The sequence below is a fragment of the Armatimonadota bacterium genome (assembly GCA_031459855.1).
GTDB classification, from domain to species: domain Bacteria; phylum Sysuimicrobiota; class Sysuimicrobiia; order Sysuimicrobiales; family Humicultoraceae; genus Fervidifonticultor; species Fervidifonticultor primus.
This window is the reverse complement of the sequence record JAVKHP010000001.1, coordinates 22,853-42,035: the sequence shown is the minus strand read 5'-3', so window position 1 is coordinate 42,035 and position 19,183 is coordinate 22,853. Positions and strand designations below refer to the sequence as shown.

At 70.9% G+C, this 19,183-nt stretch carries 15 protein-coding genes; all 15 read left to right on the top strand.

The features are described from left to right. Positions 1-249: 249 nt before the first annotated feature. The 15 genes from QN157_00165 (at position 250) to rlmD (ending at position 19,158) form a co-directional block, all read left to right on the top strand. Entirely contained in the window at positions 250-1,983 is a 1,734-nt protein-coding gene (locus QN157_00165; protein MDR7553999.1) for an ABC transporter substrate-binding protein, read from the top strand. Positions 1,984-2,049: 66 nt separating this feature from the next. Continuing rightward, complete coding sequence (locus tag QN157_00160) at positions 2,050-3,015, top strand: ABC transporter permease (protein MDR7553998.1); 966 nt, start codon at positions 2,050-2,052, stop codon at positions 3,013-3,015. A gap of 17 nt (positions 3,016-3,032) precedes the next feature. Beyond that, positions 3,033-4,160: an ABC transporter permease gene (locus tag QN157_00155; protein MDR7553997.1), complete on the top strand. Its 1,128-nt coding sequence runs from the start codon at positions 3,033-3,035 to the stop codon at positions 4,158-4,160. Between the two features lie 2 nt (positions 4,161-4,162). Continuing rightward, a complete protein-coding gene (locus tag QN157_00150) occupies positions 4,163-5,617 on the top strand; it encodes a glycosyltransferase family 39 protein (protein ID MDR7553996.1) in 1,455 nt (484 codons plus the stop codon). A 394-nt stretch (positions 5,618-6,011) separates the two neighbouring features. Beyond that, positions 6,012-6,365 carry a helix-turn-helix domain-containing protein gene (locus QN157_00145; GenBank protein MDR7553995.1) on the top strand — a complete coding sequence of 118 codons (354 nt, stop codon included), beginning with the start codon at positions 6,012-6,014 and terminating at the stop codon, positions 6,363-6,365. A gap of 96 nt (positions 6,366-6,461) precedes the next feature. Continuing rightward, positions 6,462-8,126, top strand: a complete 1,665-nt coding sequence (locus tag QN157_00140) for a peptide ABC transporter substrate-binding protein (GenBank protein ID MDR7553994.1) — start codon at positions 6,462-6,464, stop codon at positions 8,124-8,126. A gap of 48 nt (positions 8,127-8,174) precedes the next feature. After that, the gene (locus QN157_00135) at positions 8,175-9,140 is read left to right on the top strand and encodes an ABC transporter permease (protein MDR7553993.1); all 966 of its coding nucleotides are present in this window, start codon (positions 8,175-8,177) and stop codon (positions 9,138-9,140) included. A 19-nt stretch (positions 9,141-9,159) separates the two neighbouring features. After that, the gene (locus QN157_00130; protein MDR7553992.1) at positions 9,160-10,083 is read left to right on the top strand and encodes an ABC transporter permease; all 924 of its coding nucleotides are present in this window, start codon (positions 9,160-9,162) and stop codon (positions 10,081-10,083) included. 166 nt (positions 10,084-10,249) lie between these two features. Continuing rightward, positions 10,250-11,926 (top strand): peptide ABC transporter substrate-binding protein, encoded by a 1,677-nt coding sequence (locus QN157_00125; protein MDR7553991.1) that lies wholly within the window; start codon positions 10,250-10,252, stop codon positions 11,924-11,926. A 311-nt stretch (positions 11,927-12,237) separates the two neighbouring features. Beyond that, complete coding sequence (locus QN157_00120; protein ID MDR7553990.1) at positions 12,238-13,275, top strand: ABC transporter ATP-binding protein; 1,038 nt, start codon at positions 12,238-12,240, stop codon at positions 13,273-13,275. Positions 13,276-13,286: 11 nt separating this feature from the next. Beyond that, positions 13,287-14,315 carry a dipeptide ABC transporter ATP-binding protein gene (locus QN157_00115; protein MDR7553989.1) on the top strand — a complete coding sequence of 343 codons (1,029 nt, stop codon included), beginning with the start codon at positions 13,287-13,289 and terminating at the stop codon, positions 14,313-14,315. A 101-nt stretch (positions 14,316-14,416) separates the two neighbouring features. Next, a complete protein-coding gene (gene gatC / locus QN157_00110) occupies positions 14,417-14,719 on the top strand; it encodes an Asp-tRNA(Asn)/Glu-tRNA(Gln) amidotransferase subunit GatC (GenBank protein ID MDR7553988.1) in 303 nt (100 codons plus the stop codon). Beyond that, positions 14,712-16,175: an Asp-tRNA(Asn)/Glu-tRNA(Gln) amidotransferase subunit GatA gene (gatA, locus tag QN157_00105; protein ID MDR7553987.1), complete on the top strand. Its 1,464-nt coding sequence runs from the start codon at positions 14,712-14,714 to the stop codon at positions 16,173-16,175. Before gatC ends, gatA begins: the two co-directional genes overlap by 8 nt. An 8-nt stretch (positions 16,176-16,183) precedes the next feature. Next, a complete protein-coding gene (gene gatB / locus QN157_00100; protein MDR7553986.1) occupies positions 16,184-17,647 on the top strand; it encodes an Asp-tRNA(Asn)/Glu-tRNA(Gln) amidotransferase subunit GatB in 1,464 nt (487 codons plus the stop codon). Between the two features lie 128 nt (positions 17,648-17,775). Continuing rightward, positions 17,776-19,158 carry a 23S rRNA (uracil(1939)-C(5))-methyltransferase RlmD gene (gene rlmD / locus QN157_00095; GenBank protein MDR7553985.1) on the top strand — a complete coding sequence of 461 codons (1,383 nt, stop codon included), beginning with the start codon at positions 17,776-17,778 and terminating at the stop codon, positions 19,156-19,158. Positions 19,159-19,183: the final 25 nt, after the last annotated feature.

Sequence of the window (19,183 nt, the reverse complement as noted above, 5' to 3'; positions counted from 1 at the left end):
CTGGGGGCGTCGGGAAACGAGCGTGGAAGCACGACAGGAGATGGCCAACTCCTGACGGGCGGAACCGCGTTGCTGGCACCGCCGGGAGCCGATCCTGGTATGCTGGGGGTGCGATCACCGTACCGATGCCCGCGCCTCGGCGGCCGGAGGCTGCGGATCCGCCGGGCGGGGCCGGGAGCGCGCGTCGTCGGGTGGCCCGCGCCGGTATCCGCGCGGTGCCGCCGACGAAAGGGAGGGAGCGTGCGTCTCATGGCATCCAGACGGTTCCTCGTGATGCTGGTCGCAGCCACCGTGGTCCTGACGCCCGCTGCGGCCCGGAGCGGTGCTGCGCCCGGGCTCACCGCACCCAAGGTGGTGGAGGCGCCCGACATCGGCCGGGCCGGGGGGACGTTCGTGGTCACGTCGATCTCCGACCCCCGGACGTTCAACCTCGTCGTCGCCCAGGAGACCTCGTCCACCGTGCCGCTGGGCTACCTGTTCGAGAGCCTGACCGAGACGAACCGGATCACCACCGAGGTCGAGCCCAATCTGGCCGAGTCGTGGACCACGAGCCCCGACGGCCGCACGTGGACGTTCAGGCTCCGCCGGGGGGTGCAGTGGTTCGACGGACGGCCCGTGACGGCCGACGACGTGATCTTCACGCTGGATGCGATCTTCACCCCGGGGGTACAGTCCAGCTACCTTGACGTGCTCACCATCGCCGGCAGGCGGATCCAGTACCGGAAGGTCGACGACTACACTGTGGAGTTCCGCACCCACCAGCCCTTCGGGCCGTTCCTGCGCACGGTGGGCGGCATCGCGCCGCTCCCCAAGCACCGGCTGGAAGGCGTGCTGCGGGCTGGCGCCGCGGAGTTCAACCGGGCCTGGGGCATCAACACGCCGCCGCGCGAGCTGATCGGCAACGGGCCCTTCGTGATGCAGAGCTACACGCCCGGGCAGCGCATCGTCTACCTGCGCAACGACAAGTACTGGAAGGTGGACAAGCGCGGGCAGCGCCTGCCCTACCTGGCGCGGCTCGTGATCGAGATCGTGCCCAACGTGGATGCCGCCCGGCTGAAGTTCCTGGCCCGTGAGACCGACGTCTACGGCGCCCGGCCCCGGGAGTACGCCGAGTTCCGGGCGATGCAGCAGCAGCACAACTTCACCATCTTCGACGGGCCCCCGGCGTTTGGCACCGAGTTCCTGATGTTCAACCAGAACCCCGCCGGGGTACGGCCGCCCAAGCTGGCCTGGTTCCAGAACGTCCGGTTCCGCCAGGCGGTCAGCCACGCCATCGACCGGGACGCGATCGTGCGGCAGGTCTACGCGGGCCGGGCCACGCCGCAGTTCGGGCCGGTGAGCCCCGCCAACACGTTCTTCTTCAACCCCAACGTGCGCAAGTACCCGTACGATCTGGCCCGGGCCGAGGCGCTCCTGCGCGAGGCCGGGTTCGCCCGGGGGCCTGACGGCCTGCTGCGCGACAGTCAGGGGAACGTCGTCGAGTTCACCATCGCCACCAACGCTGGCAACGCCGACCGCGAGGCGATTGGCAACCTCATCCGGCAGGACCTGGCCAAGCTGGGCATGCGCGTCGTCTTCGCCCCCGAGGCGTTCAACACCCTGGTGGGCAAGCTCACGGGCACGTTCGCCTGGGAGGCGATGATCCTGGGGTTGACCGGCACCCTCGACCCCCACAACGGGCAGAACGTCTGGAAGTCCAGCGGCTCGCTGCACATGTGGTGGCCCAAGCAGGAACGGCCGGCCACCGACTGGGAGGCCGAGATCGACCGCCTCTTCGACCAGGCGGCCACCACCGTCGACCAGCAGAAGCGCCGGCAGCTCTACTTCCGCTGGCAGGAGATCGTGGCGGAGTACGTGCCGGTGATCTACACCGCCGCCCCGCTCACCCAGCCGGCGTTCCGCAACACCCTGGGCAACTTCAGCCCCGGCCCGCTGGCGTTCTATGACATCGAGACGATCTACTACCGGACCCCGTACCGCTAGGCGCGGGCGCCGCTCGCGCGGTCCCGGGCTCCGGCGGCAGCCGGCGTAGGCCAGCGCCTGGACGGGATGCTCCGGCACATCCTCCGACGCCTCCTCCAGATGATCCCCATGCTGCTGGGGATCACGCTGGTGTCGTTCGTCATCATCCAGCTCTCCCCGGGCGACTTCCTGGCCGAGATGCGCCTGAACCCCATCGTGAGCCCCCAGACCGTGGAGCAGATGCGCCGCAACTTCGGCCTCGACCAGCCCCTGCACGTGCAGTACCTCAAGTGGCTGTGGAACGCGGTGCGCCTGGACTTCGGCTACTCGTTCGCCTACCACGTGCCCGTGATGTGGCTGATCGGCTCGCGGCTGTTCAACACCCTGCTGCTCAACGTCGTGGCCCTGGCCGTGGCCTGGGCGATCGCCATTCCGCTGGGGATCCACGCGGCGCGGCGGCAGTACAGCTGGTCGGACAACGCCCTGTCGTTCGCCGCGTACGTGGGCATCTCCACGCCCACGTTCTTCTCGGGGCTGTTCCTGCTCTACTGGGCGTTCAGGACCGGGTGGCTCCCCATCGGCGGGATGACCAGCATCGCCTTCGACGAGCTGGCGTGGTGGCAGAAGGTGCTGGACGTCGCCCACCACATGGTGGTGCCGGTGCTGGTGCTGGGAGTGTTCTCGGTGGCGGGCCTCATGCGGCAGATGCGCGCCAACCTGCTGGAGGTGCTGCGCCAGGACTACGTGCGCACGGCCCGCGCCAAGGGCCTGCCCGAGCCCGTCGTGCTCAGCAAGCACGCGGTGCGCAACGCCATCAACCCCCTCATCACGATCTTCGGTTTCGAGCTGGGCGGCCTGCTGGGCGGCTCGGCGATCCTGGAGAACGTCATCGGCTGGCCCGGCCTGGGCAAGCTGATCGTCGAGGCGGTGCTCCAGAAGGACCTGTACGTGGTCATGGCGTCGCTGGTCATCGGGTCGGTGATGCTGGTCGTCGGCAACCTGATCGCCGACGTCCTGCTGGCCTACAGCGACCCGCGCATCAGATACGAATGAGGCGCGCGAGGACGACGATGGCGCACGACCTGGGACGACCGGCGCGGCGGCCGCGGGCGGCGGCCCCCCCGGCGGTGGTGCGCACGCCGGCGCAGCTGGCATGGCGGCAGCTGCGCCGGCACCGCATGGCGCTGGTCGGGGGCGCGGTGCTGGCGGTCCTCTACACCATCGTGCTGCTGGCCGAGTTCATCGCGCCGTACGGTCTGGACTTCAGCGATCGGGAACGCTTCTTCCACCCGCCGACGGTGCCCGCGTTCCGGGACGCCCGGGGGTGGAGCCTGCGGCCCTTCGTGCACCTGACCACCCTGCAGGATCCCGGGCTGCGGACGTACGTGGCCGACCCCAGCCGCCGGTACTACGTGCGGTTCCTGGTCCGGGGCGAGCCCTACCGGCTGTTCGGCCTCATCCCGTCGTCGTGGCACCTGTTCGGGGTGGATCCGCCGGCGCGGATCTTCCTCATGGGCACCGACCAGTCGGGCCGCGACCAGTTCAGCCGGATCATGTACGGGTCGCGCATCTCCATGTCCATCGGCGTGCTGGCCGCCGCCATCACCATTCCCATCGGCATGCTCTACGGCGGCATCGCCGGCTACTACGGCGGGCGGGTCGACAACCTCATGATGCGGGCCGCCGAGATCATCATGGCCTTTCCGGGCTTCTACCTGCTGCTGGCCCTCTCGGCGGTGCTGCCCACCCACGTGGGGTGCACTACCCGGTTCTACCTCATCACGGTCATTCTGGCGTTCCTGGGCTGGGCCGGCTTCTCGCGCCTGATTCGGGGCATGGTGCTGGCGCTCAAGGCCCAGGAGTACGTCCTGGCCGCCAAGGCCGCGGGCATGAACGACCTGCCCATCATCGTCCGCCACATCCTGCCCAACACCGCGTCCCTGGTCATCGTGGTGGCCACGCTGGGCATCCCCGGGGCGATCCTCGGCGAGTCGGCCCTGTCGTTCTTCGGGTTCGGCGTGCGCGAGCCGTGCGCGTCGTGGGGGAACCTGCTCACGGCCGCGTCGAACCTGCCCACGTTGATGCTGTCCCCCTGGTTGCTCTTCCCTGGGGTGTTCATCATCGCCGCCGTGGTGGCGTTCAACCTGTTCGGCGACGGGTTGCGCGACGCCCTGGACCCGCGCATGCGGACGGGCTAGCGGTGCCGGGAACGGCCCGCGCCGTGGCCCAGAGGCTCCAGCCCGGGCGCGCCCCGGCGCAGGGGCCCCTCCCCGCCGGGACGATGGCCGGGGTGGTGGCGCTCGTGGTGGGCATGACGGCCTTGCGGGCGGTGCTCGCGGCTCGCCTGCCGCTGCTCCACGACGAGGCGTACTACTGGCTGTGGGCCAGACGGCTCGCTTGGAGCTACGTGGACCACCCGCCGCTCGTGGCGTGGCTGCTGGCCATAGTCCGGCCGCTGGGGGACGCGGAGGTGTGGCTCCGGCTGCCCGCCCTGGCACTGGGCCTGGCGACCACCGGGGCGCTGTACCTGTTGGCCCGCGACCTGTTCGGCGCGCGCGCCGGCCTGCGGGCGGTGGTCCTGTTCCAGGTGGCGCCCGTGCTGGGCGCGGCCGGTCTGATGATGACCCCCGACGCGCCCATGTACCTGGCGTGGACCGTCGCCCTGCGGCTGGTGTGGGGGGCGCTGGCGGGCCGCCGCCGATGGTGGGGTGGGGCCGGCGTGGCGATGGGCGTGGCGATGCTCAGCAAGCTCTATGCCGTGACGCTGGGCGCCGGGGTGCTGGCCTACCTGCTCGCCGCCGACCGCGCCTGGTTGCGCCGCCGCGGACCGTACCTCGCGGCCGCCGTGGCCGCGCTGGCGCTGAGTCCCGTGGTCGCCTGGAACATCGCCCACGACTGGGCGGCGGTGCGTTTCCTCGTCCACTACCGAAGGGAGATCGGGGCACCACCCGGTACGGGCGCCTACTGGCGCCTGCTGACCCAGCACCTGCCCCTGGTGCTGTTCATGCTGCCAGCCTTCGCGTGGGCCTTGTGGGCCGCCTGGGCCAGACGGGCCGATCGGCGGTGGGCGTTCCTGTTCTGGACGGCGCTCCCGGCGGCGGTCGCCCCGCTGCTCGTGGCGCCGTTTGGCGCAGCGCGCGGCCACTGGATGGGCCCGGCATACCTCGGGCTCGCGGTGGCCCTGGCGGCACTCTGGCGCCCCTGGGTGACGGGCCTGGTCCTGGCGAACGCGACAATGCTGGCAGCGTTCGCCGCGGTGGTGCTGCTGCCGTGGGGCCCTCCGGTGCCCGGCGCGCGGGAGTTCTACGGCTGGAAGGAGGTCGGGAAGCGGGTTGCGGCTGAGGCTGCCACGCTGGGCGAACGCGCGGTCGTGGTGGCCGACCGCTACCAGGTCGCCGCCCAGCTGGCGTACCACACCCGTGAGAGGTTCCCAGCCCTCTTGCTGCCGGATGCGATCCCCGGCTCGATCTGGCCCCCGGTGGATGCCTATGTGGGGCGCCCAGGGGTGGTCGTCACCTACGCCCCGGATCGGTTCAGCCTGGAGCGGTGTCTCGACGGGATCACGGAGACGTCCCCGGTGGTGGTAACGCTGAAGGGCCATCGTGTGCAGGAGTTCCGCGTCTTCACGTTCCGCCGTTTGCGGGCGTGTCGATAGTCCCCGTCCGGCGAGGTCCCCGCACGCAATCAACTTTCGTCAACTCGTTGTGCGTACCCGGGACCAGACGGTGCCCCTCGTGGTTGACCATGCCTGCAATGCAGGCGGTGCGCGCGCCCGAGCTGGAGGGCCACAGGAGCTTGTACCTCGCTGGCGGCTGAGGTGCCTTTCGTGAGGGTTGCGGCGCCACCACCATGGGGGTGCGGCATCCGTGATCACCTCCGAAGCACCGCCGGGTGGGCCGGCGACGCCCTCGGAGAGGGGATTGTCGTGTGGTGTTGAGTATGCAATAGTATGCCTTGCTATACAGAGGCGAGAGGCCATGGCAGGAACCACCAAAGGCACACGCGGACGCCCGGCCGCGAGGGCGTCCGGGCATCTCGCCGGGGACCGCATGCTGACGGTCGAGGAAGTCGCCAGGTACCTGCAGCTCAACCGGCTGACAGTCTACCGGTACATCCGCACGGGAATGCTGCCGGCATCACGAATCGGGAAAGTCTACCGCATCAGGCTCGACGACGTCGAGCGGTTCCTGGAGGCGCGCAAGGTGGGTCAGGCCCCTGGCCCGTCCGCCGGCGCGGCCGAGGCGCCACGAGCTGGGGGCCGTGCACCTGTGGCGGTGCGCCGTGTTTCGGTGGCGGACGAGGAGATCGCCGTGGGCCCGCCGCGGGTCGAGCGGCCCGCCGGGCGGGAGGGCCGGCTGCTGGACGACGATCCGCTCGAGGTGCTGTTGCGCGGCTTGCACTAACACGAGGGGCGTGAGCCCGGCATCGCGACGAAGCGAGTGGGATCCCCAACGCACACCGCGGTACTCGCCGCGGTACTCACGAGGAGGAGAGGGACAATGACGAGAAGTCGACTGCCCCGTGCCCTGGCGCTGGTGGCCGTGGTGGCCCTGGCGCTCGGGCTGGGCGTGCCTGGCGCGGGCGCGCAGCCACGACGTGATACCGTCGTGATCGGCATGGCCCAGGAACCCGACGGGCTCATCATGGACTTCTGGTCCATGGCCGCAGGTCGGGCCGTGACCAACTCGGTGTTCACCGACATGGTGGGGTACAACGACAAGTGGGAGCTGATCCCGGGCACCGTCCAGAAGATCCCCACCCTCAAGGACGGCGACTGGCAGCTGCTGCCCGGGAACAAGATGAAGGTGACGTTCAAGCTCAAGCGGGGCTTCACCTGGCACGACGGCAGGCCCTACACCGCCCTGGACGTCTCGTGGACCTACCTGATGCTGCGCAACCCGCGGACGCCCACGGTGTCCCGGTTCGTGCTGCGCAAGATCGACAACGTGCTGGCCCCCGACCCGTACACCGTGGTGGTGCAGTGGAACGAGCGCTACCCGTTCGCCAACGTCAACCCCATCGGCGCCAGCCTGATCTACCCGCGGCACGTGATGGAACGGGATTACCTGCGCGACCCCGCCAGCCTGCGGAACAACCGGATGGCCCGGGCGCCCATCGGCAACGGGCCGTACAAGTTCGTCGAATGGGTGCCGGGCAGCCACATCACCCTCGAGGCCTACGACAAGTACCCGGAGGGCCCGCCCAAGATCCGGCGCCAGGTCTGGCGGTTCATCCTCGACTCCACCGTGCTCCAGGCCAACGTCATTGCCAACCAGGTGGATGTCACCGAGACCAACAACTTCTCCCTGGAGCAGATGCTGGAGATCGAACGGCGCAACCCCCAGCAGAAGACCTACTACACGCCGGCCCTCATCTGGGAGCACATCGACCTCAACCTCGACAACGAGTGGCTGAAGGACAAGCGTGTGCGGCAGGCCCTGGCCCACGCCATCAACCGGGAGGAGCTGAGCCAGAAGCTCTTCTACGGCAAGCAGCCGGTGGCCCACACGTGGCTGCCCGAACGGCACGAGGGCTACAACGCCGCCGTCAGGAAGTACGCCTATGACCCCGCCCGGGCGCGCCAGCTGCTGGCCGAGGCGGGCTTCACGCCGGGGCCCGACGGGATCCTCCGCGACAGCCGCGGGCAGCGCGTCGAGATGAGCATCATGACCACCGCTGGCAACGCCGTGCGGGAGCAGATCCAGCAGATCCTCAAGGAGCAGCTCCGGGCGGTGGGCATCGACCTGCGCATCGACAACCGTCCGGCCAGCGTGCTGTTCGGCCAGGTGACGGCGCGCCGGCAGTTCCCGCACATGGTGATGTACGCCTGGCTCCAGCAGCCCATCACCACTGGCTACACCCTCTGGCACTCCAGCCAGATCCCCAGCGCCCAGAACAACTGGGAGGGGCAGAACTACCCGGGGTGGCGCAACGCCGAGAACGACCGGTTACTGGAGCAGATCAACACCGAGATCGACGCGGCCAAGCGGGTGCAGCTGCTGAAGCGCCAGCAGGAGATCTGGGTCGACGAACTGCCGTCGATTCCGCTGTACTTCCGCCTGGCACTGAACACCGCCCACGCACGGTTGTCGCCGATCAAGCCGACGGGGCTGTCGGGGACGTACATCAACTGGAACTCGAAGGACTGGGTGTGGTCGCAGTAGCCTAGGGGGCGGGGCGGGCGCCCCCGCCCCGCCCCAGGCGATCGCCCCATGCAGCGCTTCCTGCTCCGCCGCCTGGTGCACGGCCTGATCATCCTGGTCGGGCTGTCGATCCTCGTGTTCACCCTGCTGGTGGCCACGCCGGGCGACCCGGTGGAGCTGATCGCCGCCAGCAACCCCGAGATCCGCCCGGAGGACGTCAAGGCCCTGCGCCAGTACTACGGGCTCGACGACCCGGTCTACGTCCGCTACGTCAAGTGGCTGCGCTCGACCCTGCGGGGCGACCTGGGCTACTCGCGTACCTACGGGACGCCGGTGGTCGCGATCCTGGGCGAGCGCCTGCGCAACACGCTCTGGCTGGTGGGCGCGGCGCTGGTGGTGGCCTTCGTCGTCGGGATCCTGGCCGGCATCTACTCGGCGCTCCACCAGTACTCGGTGGCCGACTACGTGGTGACCGTCCTGGCCTTCGCCGGTCACTCCGTGCCGGTCTTCTGGCAGGGGATCGTCTTCATCCTGATCTTCGCGGTCTGGTGGCCGATCCTGCCGGCCGGGGGCATGCTCACCCCGGGCGTGCCCCCGGGCTGGCCGGCGTTCGTCGACCGGCTGTGGCACCTGGTCCTGCCGGTGGTGGTGCTGGCCACGTTCAACACGGCCGTCTGGGCCCGGTACATGCGCAGCAGCATGCTCGAGGTGGTGCGGCAGGACTACATCCGCACGGCCCGCGCCAAGGGCAGCCCCGAGCGGCTCGTCATCCGGCGCCACGCCCTGCGCAACGCCCTGATCCCCATCATCACCCTGGTGGCGCTCTCGATCCCCGGCACCCTCAACGGCGCCGTGCTGACCGAGACCGTCTTCTCGTGGCCAGGCATGGGCCTGCTGCTGTTCCAGGCCGTGCTGGGACACGACTACAACGTGGCGATGGCCGTGCTGCTGTTCGCGGCGCTGATGACGGTGGTGTTCAACCTGCTGGCCGACGTGGCGTACGCGATGGCGGACCCCCGGATCCGCTACGACTGAGCGGCCCAGGAGGCGTGCGATGGCCCGGACGGGGACCCCGCAGGAACTCGCCCTCGAGCTCGAGCGCCGGCGCCGGGAGGCCGCCGGCGTAGCGGTGGGCCAGTCCTACTGGCAGGTCGTCTGGCGACGGTTCCTGCGCCACCGGCTGGCGTTGATCGGCGGCACCGTGGCCCTGGCCCTGACGCTCATGGCCCTCCTGGCCCCCTGGCTCGCGCCGCATCCCTTCGACCGCATCAACCTCTCCGAGCGCTGGATGCCGCCGCGTCTGGGCAACCCGTTCGGCACCGACGAGCTCGGCCGCGACGTGCTCACGCGCATCATGTTCGCCGGGCGCGTCTCGCTGGTGGTGGGCTACGTGACGGCGGTGGCCATCTCGGTCGTGGGGGCCGTGGTGGGCGCGCTGGCCGGGTTCTACGGCGGCTGGCTCGACAGTGTGCTGATGCGGCTGGTCGACGTCCTCATCGCGGTGCCGCTGCTGCCGCTCTACCTGATCCTGGCCGCGCTGCTGCCCGGCGGGGGCGTGGGCCGCATCGTGTTGATCTTCACGGCCTTCGGGTGGACCACCGTGGCGCGGCTGGTGCGGGGCCAGATCCTGTCCCTCAAGGGGCAGGACTTCGTCGAGGCCGGGCGGGCCATGGGCGCCTCGGAGGCGCGCATCATCCTCCGGCACCTGATCCCCAACGCCCTGGCGCCGGTCATCGTCGCGGCCACCCTCACTGTGGGGAACGCCATCCTCGCCGAGTCGGGGCTGTCGTACCTGGGGCTGGGGATCCAGCCGCCCACCCCCTCGTGGGGGAACATGCTCCAGCGGTCCCAGGAGTACTTGCTGAAGGCCTCGTGGCTGGCGGTCTTCCCGGGCGTGTTCATCTTCATCACCGTGCTCTCGTTCAACTTCCTGGGTGACGGGCTGCGCGACGCGCTCGACCCGCGCCTCAGGACGTGAACGGCCGACCTGGGCGATCGCCGGGAGCGCCGCGGCCCCCGGCGGCCGGTGGTGGCGGGGGCCACGACGGGCAGACGTGACGGCGGACAGACAATACGGCGGACAACGATATGGTGACAGACGATACGAAGGACAGACGATACCCTGCGTGGGAGGGAGACCGAGCATGGGACGGACACCGATGCGCGCGACGGTACGAGGCGGCGTGCTGGTCCTGGTGGTCGTGGCGCTGGCGCTGGGGCTGTGGCCGGGAGTCGGCGCAGCCCAGGGGCGCCGCGACACCGTGGTGATCGGCATGGCCCAGGAGCCCGACCTCCTGGGGCCCTTTTCGACCATGGCCGCGGCGGGGGTGATCCACAACTCGCTCTTCGCGTACTTCGCGCCGTTCAACGAGAAGTGGGTGCGGGTCCCGGTCCTGGTGGAGAAACTGCCCACCCTCAAGGACGGCGACTGGGTGCTGCTGCCCAACAAGAAGATGCGGGTGACCTGGAAGCTCCGCAAGGGGTTCACCTGGCACGACGGCAAGCCGGTGACGGCGCTGGATGCCCGTTTCAGCTACGGCATGCTCCGGAACCCGCAGACGCCGACCCTGCGGCGGGATATCTTGCGGAAGATCGACAACATCCTGGTACCCGATCCCAACAACCCGTACACGCTGGTGGTCCAGTGGAACGAGCTGTGGCCCTTCGCCAACGGCACGCCCTACGGGGAGGAGTACATGCTGCCCCGCCACCGGCTGGAGGGCCCCTACCTGCGCGACCCCTCCAGGCTCAAGGCCGATCCGTTCTTCCGGGCCCCCGTGGGCAACGGGCCCTACAGGTTGAAGGAGTGGGTGGCGGGTAGCCACATCACCCTGGAGGCCTACGACGGATGGGCAGGGGAGCGGCCGAAGATCAAGACCCTGACCTTCCGGTTCATCCTGGACTCCGTGGTGCTCACCGCGAACCAGATCGCGGGGACGGTGGATGCCACCGAGATCAACAACTTCGGCATCGAGCAGATGGTGGACATCGAGCGGCGCAACCCCAACGTCGCCACCCACTACACCGAAGCGCTGGTGTGGGAGCGGATCGAGTTCAACCTGGACAACGAGTGGCTGAAGGACAAGCGGGTGCGGCAGGCCATCGCCCACGCCATCGACCGGGAGGCGATCGTGCGGGCACTGTTCCACGGCCGCCAGCCCGTGGCCCACAGCTGGCTGCCGCCGCGCCACCCGGGCGCCCACCCTTCTATCAAGAAGTACGCCTACGACCCGGCGCGGGCCCGCGCGCTGCTCACCGAGGCCGGGTTCACCATGGGGCCGGACGGGATCCTGCGCGACCGGGCGGGCCGGCGGTTCGAGATGACCTTCATGACCACGGCCGGGAACGCGCCCCGCGAGCAGGGGCAGCAGATCATCAAGGAGCAGCTCAAGCAGGGGGGCATCGAGATCCGCATCGACAACGTCCCGGCGTCGGTCTTCTTCGGCCGCGTCGTGGTCCGGCGGCAGTGGCCCCACCTGGCCGAGTGGGCCACCCTGTTCACGCCCGAGACGCTGTGCTTCGCCTACTTCCACAGCAGCATGATCCCCAGCCCGGCCAACAACTGGGAGGGGTTCAACCGCGCCGGGTTCCGGCATCCCGAGGTGGACCGGCTCTGCGAGCAGATCAACCAGGAGCTGGACGAGGCCAAGCGCAACGAGCTGCTGCGGCGCCAGCAGGAGATCTACGCCGAGGAGCTCCCGTCGCTGCCGTTCTACTTCCGGCTGCAGCTCACCACGGCCATCAAGGCCCTCAAGAACGTCAAGCCGGTGGGGCTGGGCGGTTTCTACATCAACTGGAATGCGCACGAGTGGAACTACTGATGGTGGCCCGGGCGGGGCGGCCGCCCGCCGCCTCGCCCCGTGGCGCCGTCCCTCCCGGTGCCGCCGCGGGGCGCGACGCGGTCCCGGCAGGCTGACGACGGGGCTGGCGACACCTGCGGGCCGCGAGCTTGCGGGTGGGCCGGTGAGCCCGCGGGCAGACTGGTGCGCCGCCGGGTCGGCGGCGGGCCGGTGCGGGCGTCGTGCCGCCCGGGGCCCTGGGACCGCGGGCAGTGGGGGTCGGGCGCCCGGAGGATTCCCCCGCGGCGCGGAGAATCGTGTCGTCCAGTGACGACCGCGACGAGGTGAGGCGCGTGGCAGAGCCGTTGCTGTCGGTGCGCAATCTGAAGACGTACTTCTACACCGACGAGGGCGTGGTGCGGGCGGTGGACGGTCTCTCCTACGACCTCCACAAGGGCGAGACGCTGGGCATCGTGGGCGAGTCCGGGTGCGGCAAGAGCGTCCACGCGCTGTCCATCATGCGGCTCATCCCCACGCCGCCCGGGAAGATCGTGGAGGGCGAGATCTGGTTCGAGGGGCGCGACCTCCTCAAGCTCACCGACGAGGAGATGCGCCGCATCCGGGGCAACCGCATCGCCATGATCTTCCAGGAGCCGATGACCTCGCTCAACCCGGTGCTGACCATCGGCGAGCAGATCGCCGAGGCGGTCATGCTGCACCAGAAGCTCGACCGGCGCGCGGCCTGGGAGCGGGCCATCGAGATGCTGGAGCGGGTGAAGATCCCCCTGGCCCGGGAGCGCGTCAAGGACTACCCGCACCAGTTCTCGGGCGGCATGCGCCAGCGGGTGATGATCGCCATGGCGCTGTCGTGCAACCCGTCGATCCTGATCGCCGACGAGCCCACCACCGCCCTGGACGTGACGATCCAGGCGCAGATCCTCGACCTGATCCGGGAACTCCAGCAGGAGTTCCACATGGCGGTCATCATGATCACCCACAACCTGGGTGTCGTGGCCGAGATGTGCGACGACGTGGTGGTGATGTACGCCGGCAAGCCGGTGGAGCACGCCGACGTGCGGCGGATCTTCCGGGACCCCAAGCACCCCTACACGTGGGGCCTGCTGCACTCGGTGCCCAAGCTCTACGAGCGGCGTGAGCGCCTGATCCCCATCGAAGGGCAGCCGCCGTCGCTCATCGACCTGCCGCCGGGCTGCGCGTTCGCCCCGCGCTGTCCCTTCGCCATGGAGATCTGCGTGCAGGAGAACCCCCCCGACTACCCCGTCGGCCCGGACCACACCGCCAAGTGCTACCTCTACTCGGAGCACGCCAGCGAGGAAGACAAGCGCGCGGCGGCCCAGGCCGGGCTGGCGGTCTCGACCCGCGGCGTGTAGGAGGACCGGTCGTGGCGACCAACGGCGACGTCATCCTCGAGGTCAAGAACCTCGTCAAGCACTTCCCCATCACCAAGGGGTTCATCTTCCAGCGGCAGGTGGGCGCCGTCAAGGCCGTGGACGGCGTCTCGTTCTCGATCCGACGCGGCGAGACCCTGGGGCTGGTGGGCGAGTCGGGGTGCGGTAAGACCACCACCGGCCGGGTGATCCTGCGCCTGATGGAGCCCACATCCGGCGAGGTGCGCTTCGAGGGCCAGAACGTCCTGGCCCTGAACAAGGAAGAGCTGCGGCGGATGCGGCGCAACATGCAGATCATCTTCCAGGACCCGTACTCGTCGCTGAATCCCCGCATGACGGTGGGCGACATCATCGGCGAGCCCCTGGAGATCCACAACCTGGCCCGGGGCAAGGAGAAGGTGCGGCGCGTGCAGGAGCTGCTGGAGGTGGTGGGGCTCTCGCCCTACCACGCCAACCGCTACCCGCACGAGTTCTCAGGCGGACAGCGGCAGCGCATCGGCATCGCCCGGGCCCTGGCCGTGAACCCCAAGCTCATCATCTGCGACGAGCCCGTCTCGGCGCTGGACGTCTCCATCCAGGCCCAGGTCCTCAACCTGCTGCAGGAACTGCAGAAGGAGTTCGGCCTCACCTACCTGTTCATCGCCCACGACCTCTCGGTGGTCAAGCACATCAGCGACCGCATCGCGGTGATGTACCTGGGCAAGATCGTCGAGATCGCCGACGCCGACGAGCTGTTCGCCAACCCCCAGCACCCCTACACCGAGGCGCTGCTGTCGGCCGTGCCGATCCCGGATCCGACGATCCGGCGCGAGCGGATCATCCTGCCCGGCGACGTGCCCAGCCCCGTCAACCCGCCGCGGGGCTGCCGGTTCCACACCCGGTGCCTGTACGCCCGGGAGTCGTGCAAGGTCAACGAGCAGGAGCTGGTGGACGTCGGTGGCGGCCACTACGTGGCGTGCGAGGTGCTGCCGTTCCGCCACCAGCGCAGCAAGGCGGCCGTCGTCAAGGCGCCGACGGCGTAGCCGGTGCCGCGCCGCGTCTCGGGTGCCGGGGCCGCGACGGCCCCGGCACCCGTGCGTTCGTCGTGCTACCATGAGGGCGATGCGCGGCGCCCCGAGGTCCCATGATCGATCGTGAGACGGTCGCCCACGTGGCCCACCTGGCCCGGCTGGCCCTGACGGAGGAGGAGCGCCAGCGGTTCGTCGAGCAGCTGGGCCGCATCCTGGAGTACATCGCGCGCCTCAACGCCCTGGACCTGACCGACGTACCGCCCACGACGCACGTGGTGCCGATGGTCAACGTCTTCCGGGCCGACGTGGTGCGGCCGTCGCTGGCGCGCGAGGAGGTGCTGGCCGCGGCGCCGGCGCACGCCGACGGGTTCTTCGTCGTGCCGCGGGTCCTGGAGGCAGCGGCGGACGATGGATGATCTGGCCTTCGCCAGCGCCCGGGACCTGGTGGCGGCCTACCGGGCCGGGACGGTGCGGCCCTCGCAGGTCGTGGAGGTCGCCCTGGACCGGATCGCGCGGTTAGATCCGCTCCTCCACGCCTTCCTCACCGTGGACGCCGACGGGGCCCGCCGCGCAGCGGCGGCCTGGGACGCGCGCATCGCGGACGGCGCCGACGCCCTGCCGCCGCTCGCCGGCGTCCCGGTCGCCATCAAGGACAACATCTGCACGCGCGGGATACCCACCACGTGCGCGTCGCGCATCCTGGAAGGGTGGGTCCCGCCGTACGACGCCACGGTGGTGGCGCGCCTGCGGGACGCCGGCGCCATCGTGCTGGGCAAGACCAACCTGGACGAGTTCGCCATGGGCTCGTCGACGGAGCACTCGGCGTTCGGCCCGACCCGCAACCCCTGGGATCCCACCCGCGTGCCGGGCGGATCCTCCGGAGGCTCGGCGGCGGCCGTGGCGGCGGGGATGGTCCCGCTGGCCCTGGGGTCCGACACGGGCGGATCGGTCCGGTTGCCGGCCGGCTTCTGCGGCGTGGTGGGCCTCAAGCCGACCTACGGGCGCGTGTCGCGCTACGGCCTGGTGGCCTTCGCCTCGTCGCTCGACCAGATCGGCCCGATCGCGCGCGACGTGGCCGACTGCGCGCTGCTGCTGGGGGTGCTGGCCGGCCATGACCCCGCCGACGCGACGTCCGCGGACGTGCCGACACCGGACTACCTGGCCGCGCTGGGTGAGGACGCGGCGGGGCTGCGCCTGGGCGTACCCCGGGAGGCCTTCGGCGAGGGCGTGGCCCCCGCCGTGGCTGACGCGCTGCGCGAAGCCCTGCGTGTGTTTGCGAACCTGGGGTGCGACGTCGCGGAGATCAGCCTGCCCACCATCGATGCGGCGCTCCCCGCCTACTACATCCTGGCGCCGGCCGAGGCGTCGTCGAACCTGGCCCGCTACGACGGCGTGCGGTACGGGCTGCGCGTGCCGGGCGAGGACCTGGCCGCCATGGTGGCCCAGACCCGGCGGCAGGGGTTCGGGGCCGAGGTGCAACGCCGGATCATGCTCGGCACCTACGCGCTCTCGGCGGGCTACTACGAGGCGTTCTACCTGAAGGCGCAACGGGCGCGCACGCTGGTGGCCCGCGACTTCGCCCGGGCGTTCGAGCGCGTGGACCTGGTGGTGCTGCCGGTGGCGCCCACGCCGGCGTTCCGCCTGGGCGAAAAGGCCGACGACCCGCTGCAGATGTACCTCTCGGACATCTTCACGATCTCGGTGAACCTGGCGGGGCTGCCGGGCCTGGCGCTCCCCTGCGGCATGGCCGATGGCCTGCCGATCGGGCTGCAGCTCGTCGGCCGGGCCTTCGACGAGGTGACGCTGCTGCGGGCAGGGTACGCCTACGAGCAGGCCGCCGGCTGGGCCCGGCGCCGGCCGCCGGTGGGGTGAGGGCGTCCGTGGCCCGCGACGTCGCCGTCGCCTACGAGACCGTGATCGGGCTGGAGATCCACGTCCAGCTGCTGACAGCATCCAAGATGTTCTGCGGGTGCGCCGTCAGCTTCGGGGCGCCGCCCAACACGCTGACGTGTCCCGTGTGCCTGGGCCTGCCGGGCGCGTTGCCTGTCGTCAACCGGGCCGCTGTCGAGCTGGGCCTGCGGACCGCGCTGGCCCTGGGCTGCCGGATCAGCCCCCACAGCCGGTTCCACCGGAAGAACTACTTCTACCCCGACCTCCCGAAGAACTACCAGATCTCCCAGTACCAGTACGCCGACCATCCGCCGCTGGCCACCGACGGGCACCTGGAGCTCCAGACCGAGGGCGGCGTGCGTACCGTGCGCATCCGGCGGGTGCACCTGGAGGAGGACACCGGGCGCCTGGTGCACCCCGACGATCCTGCCCGGGGCAGTCTGATCGACTACAACCGCTCGGGTGTGCCGCTGATGGAGATCGTGACCGAACCCGACCTGCGCTCGCCCGCCGAGGCGCGCGACTTCCTCGTGGCCCTGCGGCGGCTGCTGCAGTTCGCCCGCATCAGCACGGGGCGCATGGAGGAGGGCACCCTGCGCTGCGATGCCAACGTCTCGCTGCGGCGCCCGGGCAGCGCGTGGGGCACCCGCACCGAGGTCAAGAACATGAACTCGCTGCGGGCGGTTGAGCGCGCCCTGGCGTTCGAGGTGGCGCGCCAGCGGGCCGTGCTGGAGCAGGGCGGCGAGGTGGTGCAGGAGACACGCCACTGGGACGAGCGGCGCGAGGTCACCTTCGCATCCCGCACCAAGGAGGAAGCGCAGGACTACCGGTACTTCCCAGAGCCCGACCTGGTTCCCATCGTCGTGGACGAGGCCTGGCTGGCGGCGATCCGCGCCTCGCTCCCGGAACTGCCCGCCGCCCGGCGTGCGCGCTTCGTGGCCGCCTACGGGCTCTCGCCGTACGACGCTGACCTGCTCACCGCGACGCCGGCCACCGCCGACCTGTTCGAGCAGACCGTGGCCCGCTACCCCGCGCCCAAGACCGTGGCCAACTGGCTGCTGGGCGAGGTGGCCGGCTACCTGAACGAGCACGGCCTGGAGCTCGAGCAGGTGCCGCTGTCCGCCGAGCGGCTGGCTGCGTTGCTGCGCCTCATCGAGCAGGGACACCTCAGCGGCCGGATGGCCAAAGAGGTGCTGGTGGAGATGCTGGCGCACGACCGCGATCCGGTCGCGATCGTGGAGGCCAGGGGGCTGCGCCAGATCAGCGACGACGCCACCCTGCGCGCGGTGATCGACCGCGTGCTGGCTGAGCATCCCGGGCCGGTGGCCGACGTCCGCGCGGGGAAGGACAAGGCGCTGACGTTCCTGATCGGGCAGGTGATGCGCGCCACGCAGGGGCGGGCCAATCCCGAGGTCGTCCACCGGCTGCTCCGCGAGCGGTTAGGACGGGCGTGAGGACGCGCGGCGCGCTTCCCCCTGCAGGTGCGTCGGGCGGGCCGTCCGGCCGGCAACGGCGGGACGCTGTGCCCGCGCCGGGTGCCGGGCCGCGGGCGCGGCCGCCTGTCGGACCTATCGGAGGCGCGGTGCGTCCCCGACCGTCGCGGCAGCCCGTGGTACCGCGGACCGGCGAGCGCCTCACGGTGCGGTTCACGGGCCTGGCCACCGACGGCGCCGCGCTCGCCCGCGTCGGCCTGGCCACGCTGTCCGTGCCCTTCGGCATCCCCGGCGAGGACGCGGTCGTCGAGGTCACCCGGGGCGGCCGCCGGGCAGAGGGCCGCCTGGTCGCGCTGGTGCGCAAGTCGGCCGACGTCACCCCGGCGCGTTGCCCGCACTTCGGGCGGTGCGGGGGCTGTCAGTGGCAGCACCTGGTGCCCGACGCGCAGCGCCGCCTCAAGACCCGGCTGGTGCGTGACTTCCTGAAGGAGCACGTCGGCGTACGGCGCGACCTGGTGGCCGAGACCGTCGGAGGCGAGGTCTGGGCCTATCGCAACGTGCTGCGCGCCACCGTCGGCGCCCGCGAGGGCCGCGCCGTCGTCGGGTTCTACGTCACCGGGGGCGCCCGCGTCGTGGACGTCGCCGCCTGCCCGGTGCAGCACCCCGCCAACGAAGCGATCCTCCATGCCGTGCGGCGCGCCGTGCGGGCCCTGGGCTGGCCGCCCTACGACCGCAGCACGGGGCACGGGCTCGTGCGCGGAGTGGTGGGACTGGCGGCGCACGCCACGGGCGAGGCCCTGCTGGTGCTCTCCACCGCCCGCGCCCTGCCCGATCCCACGGCGCTGGTGCACGCGCTCATCGACCGCGTGCCAGGCCTCGTCGGCATCCTGCACACGGTCCAGCCGGCGCCGACGCTGGAGCTGCTCGGCCCGCGTGTGCGGTTGCTGTGGGGGCGCGCCTACGTCGAGGACGAGATCGCCGGCTACCGGATCCGCCTGCGGCCCGACAGCGACCTGCCGCCCAACCCGAGCGCCCTGCCGCTGCTGCTCGAGGCGATCCTGCGCCTGGCCGCCCCCGACGCGCACGACGCCGTCGTCGACCTGCACGCGACCACGCCGCTCGCGGTGCTGGCCCTGGCGGGGCGCGCGCAGGTGGCCACCGGGCTGGTGGCGCGCCGGCGGCTGCTGGACGACCACCGTGCGGCGGCCGCAGCCAACGGTGTGCCCAACGCCGTCTTCGTGCCGCGCACGCCGCGCGCGTACCTGGCGCGCGCCGCCCGCAGGCGGCGGCCGCAGGTCGCGCTGGTGGAGAGCCGGGGGCAGGGGCTGGAGCCCGCGGTGGTGGAAGCCGTGGCCGGCTGCGGGATCCCGCGCGTGGTGAGCGTGGCGCGGTCGCTGGCAGCCTGCGCCCGCGACCTGCACGCCTGGCAGCGCGCCGGGTACCGGGTGGAGCGCGTCTGCCCGGTCGATCTGTTGCCGCACACCAGCCACGTGCACGTGGTGGTCGGGCTGCGCCGTGCGGACGGCGGGTGAGCCCGCGCCTGTGCTACAATGCCCG

Coding starts and splice junctions, on each gene's coding strand:
- QN157_00145 (MDR7553995.1), top strand. CDS start 6,012: ATGCTGACGGTCGAGGAAGTCGCCAGGTACCTGCAGCTCAACCGGCTG.
- QN157_00155 (MDR7553997.1), top strand. CDS start 3,033: ATGGCGCACGACCTGGGACGACCGGCGCGGCGGCCGCGGGCGGCGGCC.
- gatC (MDR7553988.1), top strand. CDS start 14,417: ATGATCGATCGTGAGACGGTCGCCCACGTGGCCCACCTGGCCCGGCTG.
- QN157_00125 (MDR7553991.1), top strand. CDS start 10,250: ATGGGACGGACACCGATGCGCGCGACGGTACGAGGCGGCGTGCTGGTC.
- QN157_00165 (MDR7553999.1), top strand. CDS start 250: ATGGCATCCAGACGGTTCCTCGTGATGCTGGTCGCAGCCACCGTGGTC.
- QN157_00140 (MDR7553994.1), top strand. CDS start 6,462: ATGACGAGAAGTCGACTGCCCCGTGCCCTGGCGCTGGTGGCCGTGGTG.
- QN157_00135 (MDR7553993.1), top strand. CDS start 8,175: ATGCAGCGCTTCCTGCTCCGCCGCCTGGTGCACGGCCTGATCATCCTG.
- QN157_00130 (MDR7553992.1), top strand. CDS start 9,160: ATGGCCCGGACGGGGACCCCGCAGGAACTCGCCCTCGAGCTCGAGCGC.
- QN157_00160 (MDR7553998.1), top strand. CDS start 2,050: ATGCTCCGGCACATCCTCCGACGCCTCCTCCAGATGATCCCCATGCTG.
- gatA (MDR7553987.1), top strand. CDS start 14,712: ATGGATGATCTGGCCTTCGCCAGCGCCCGGGACCTGGTGGCGGCCTAC.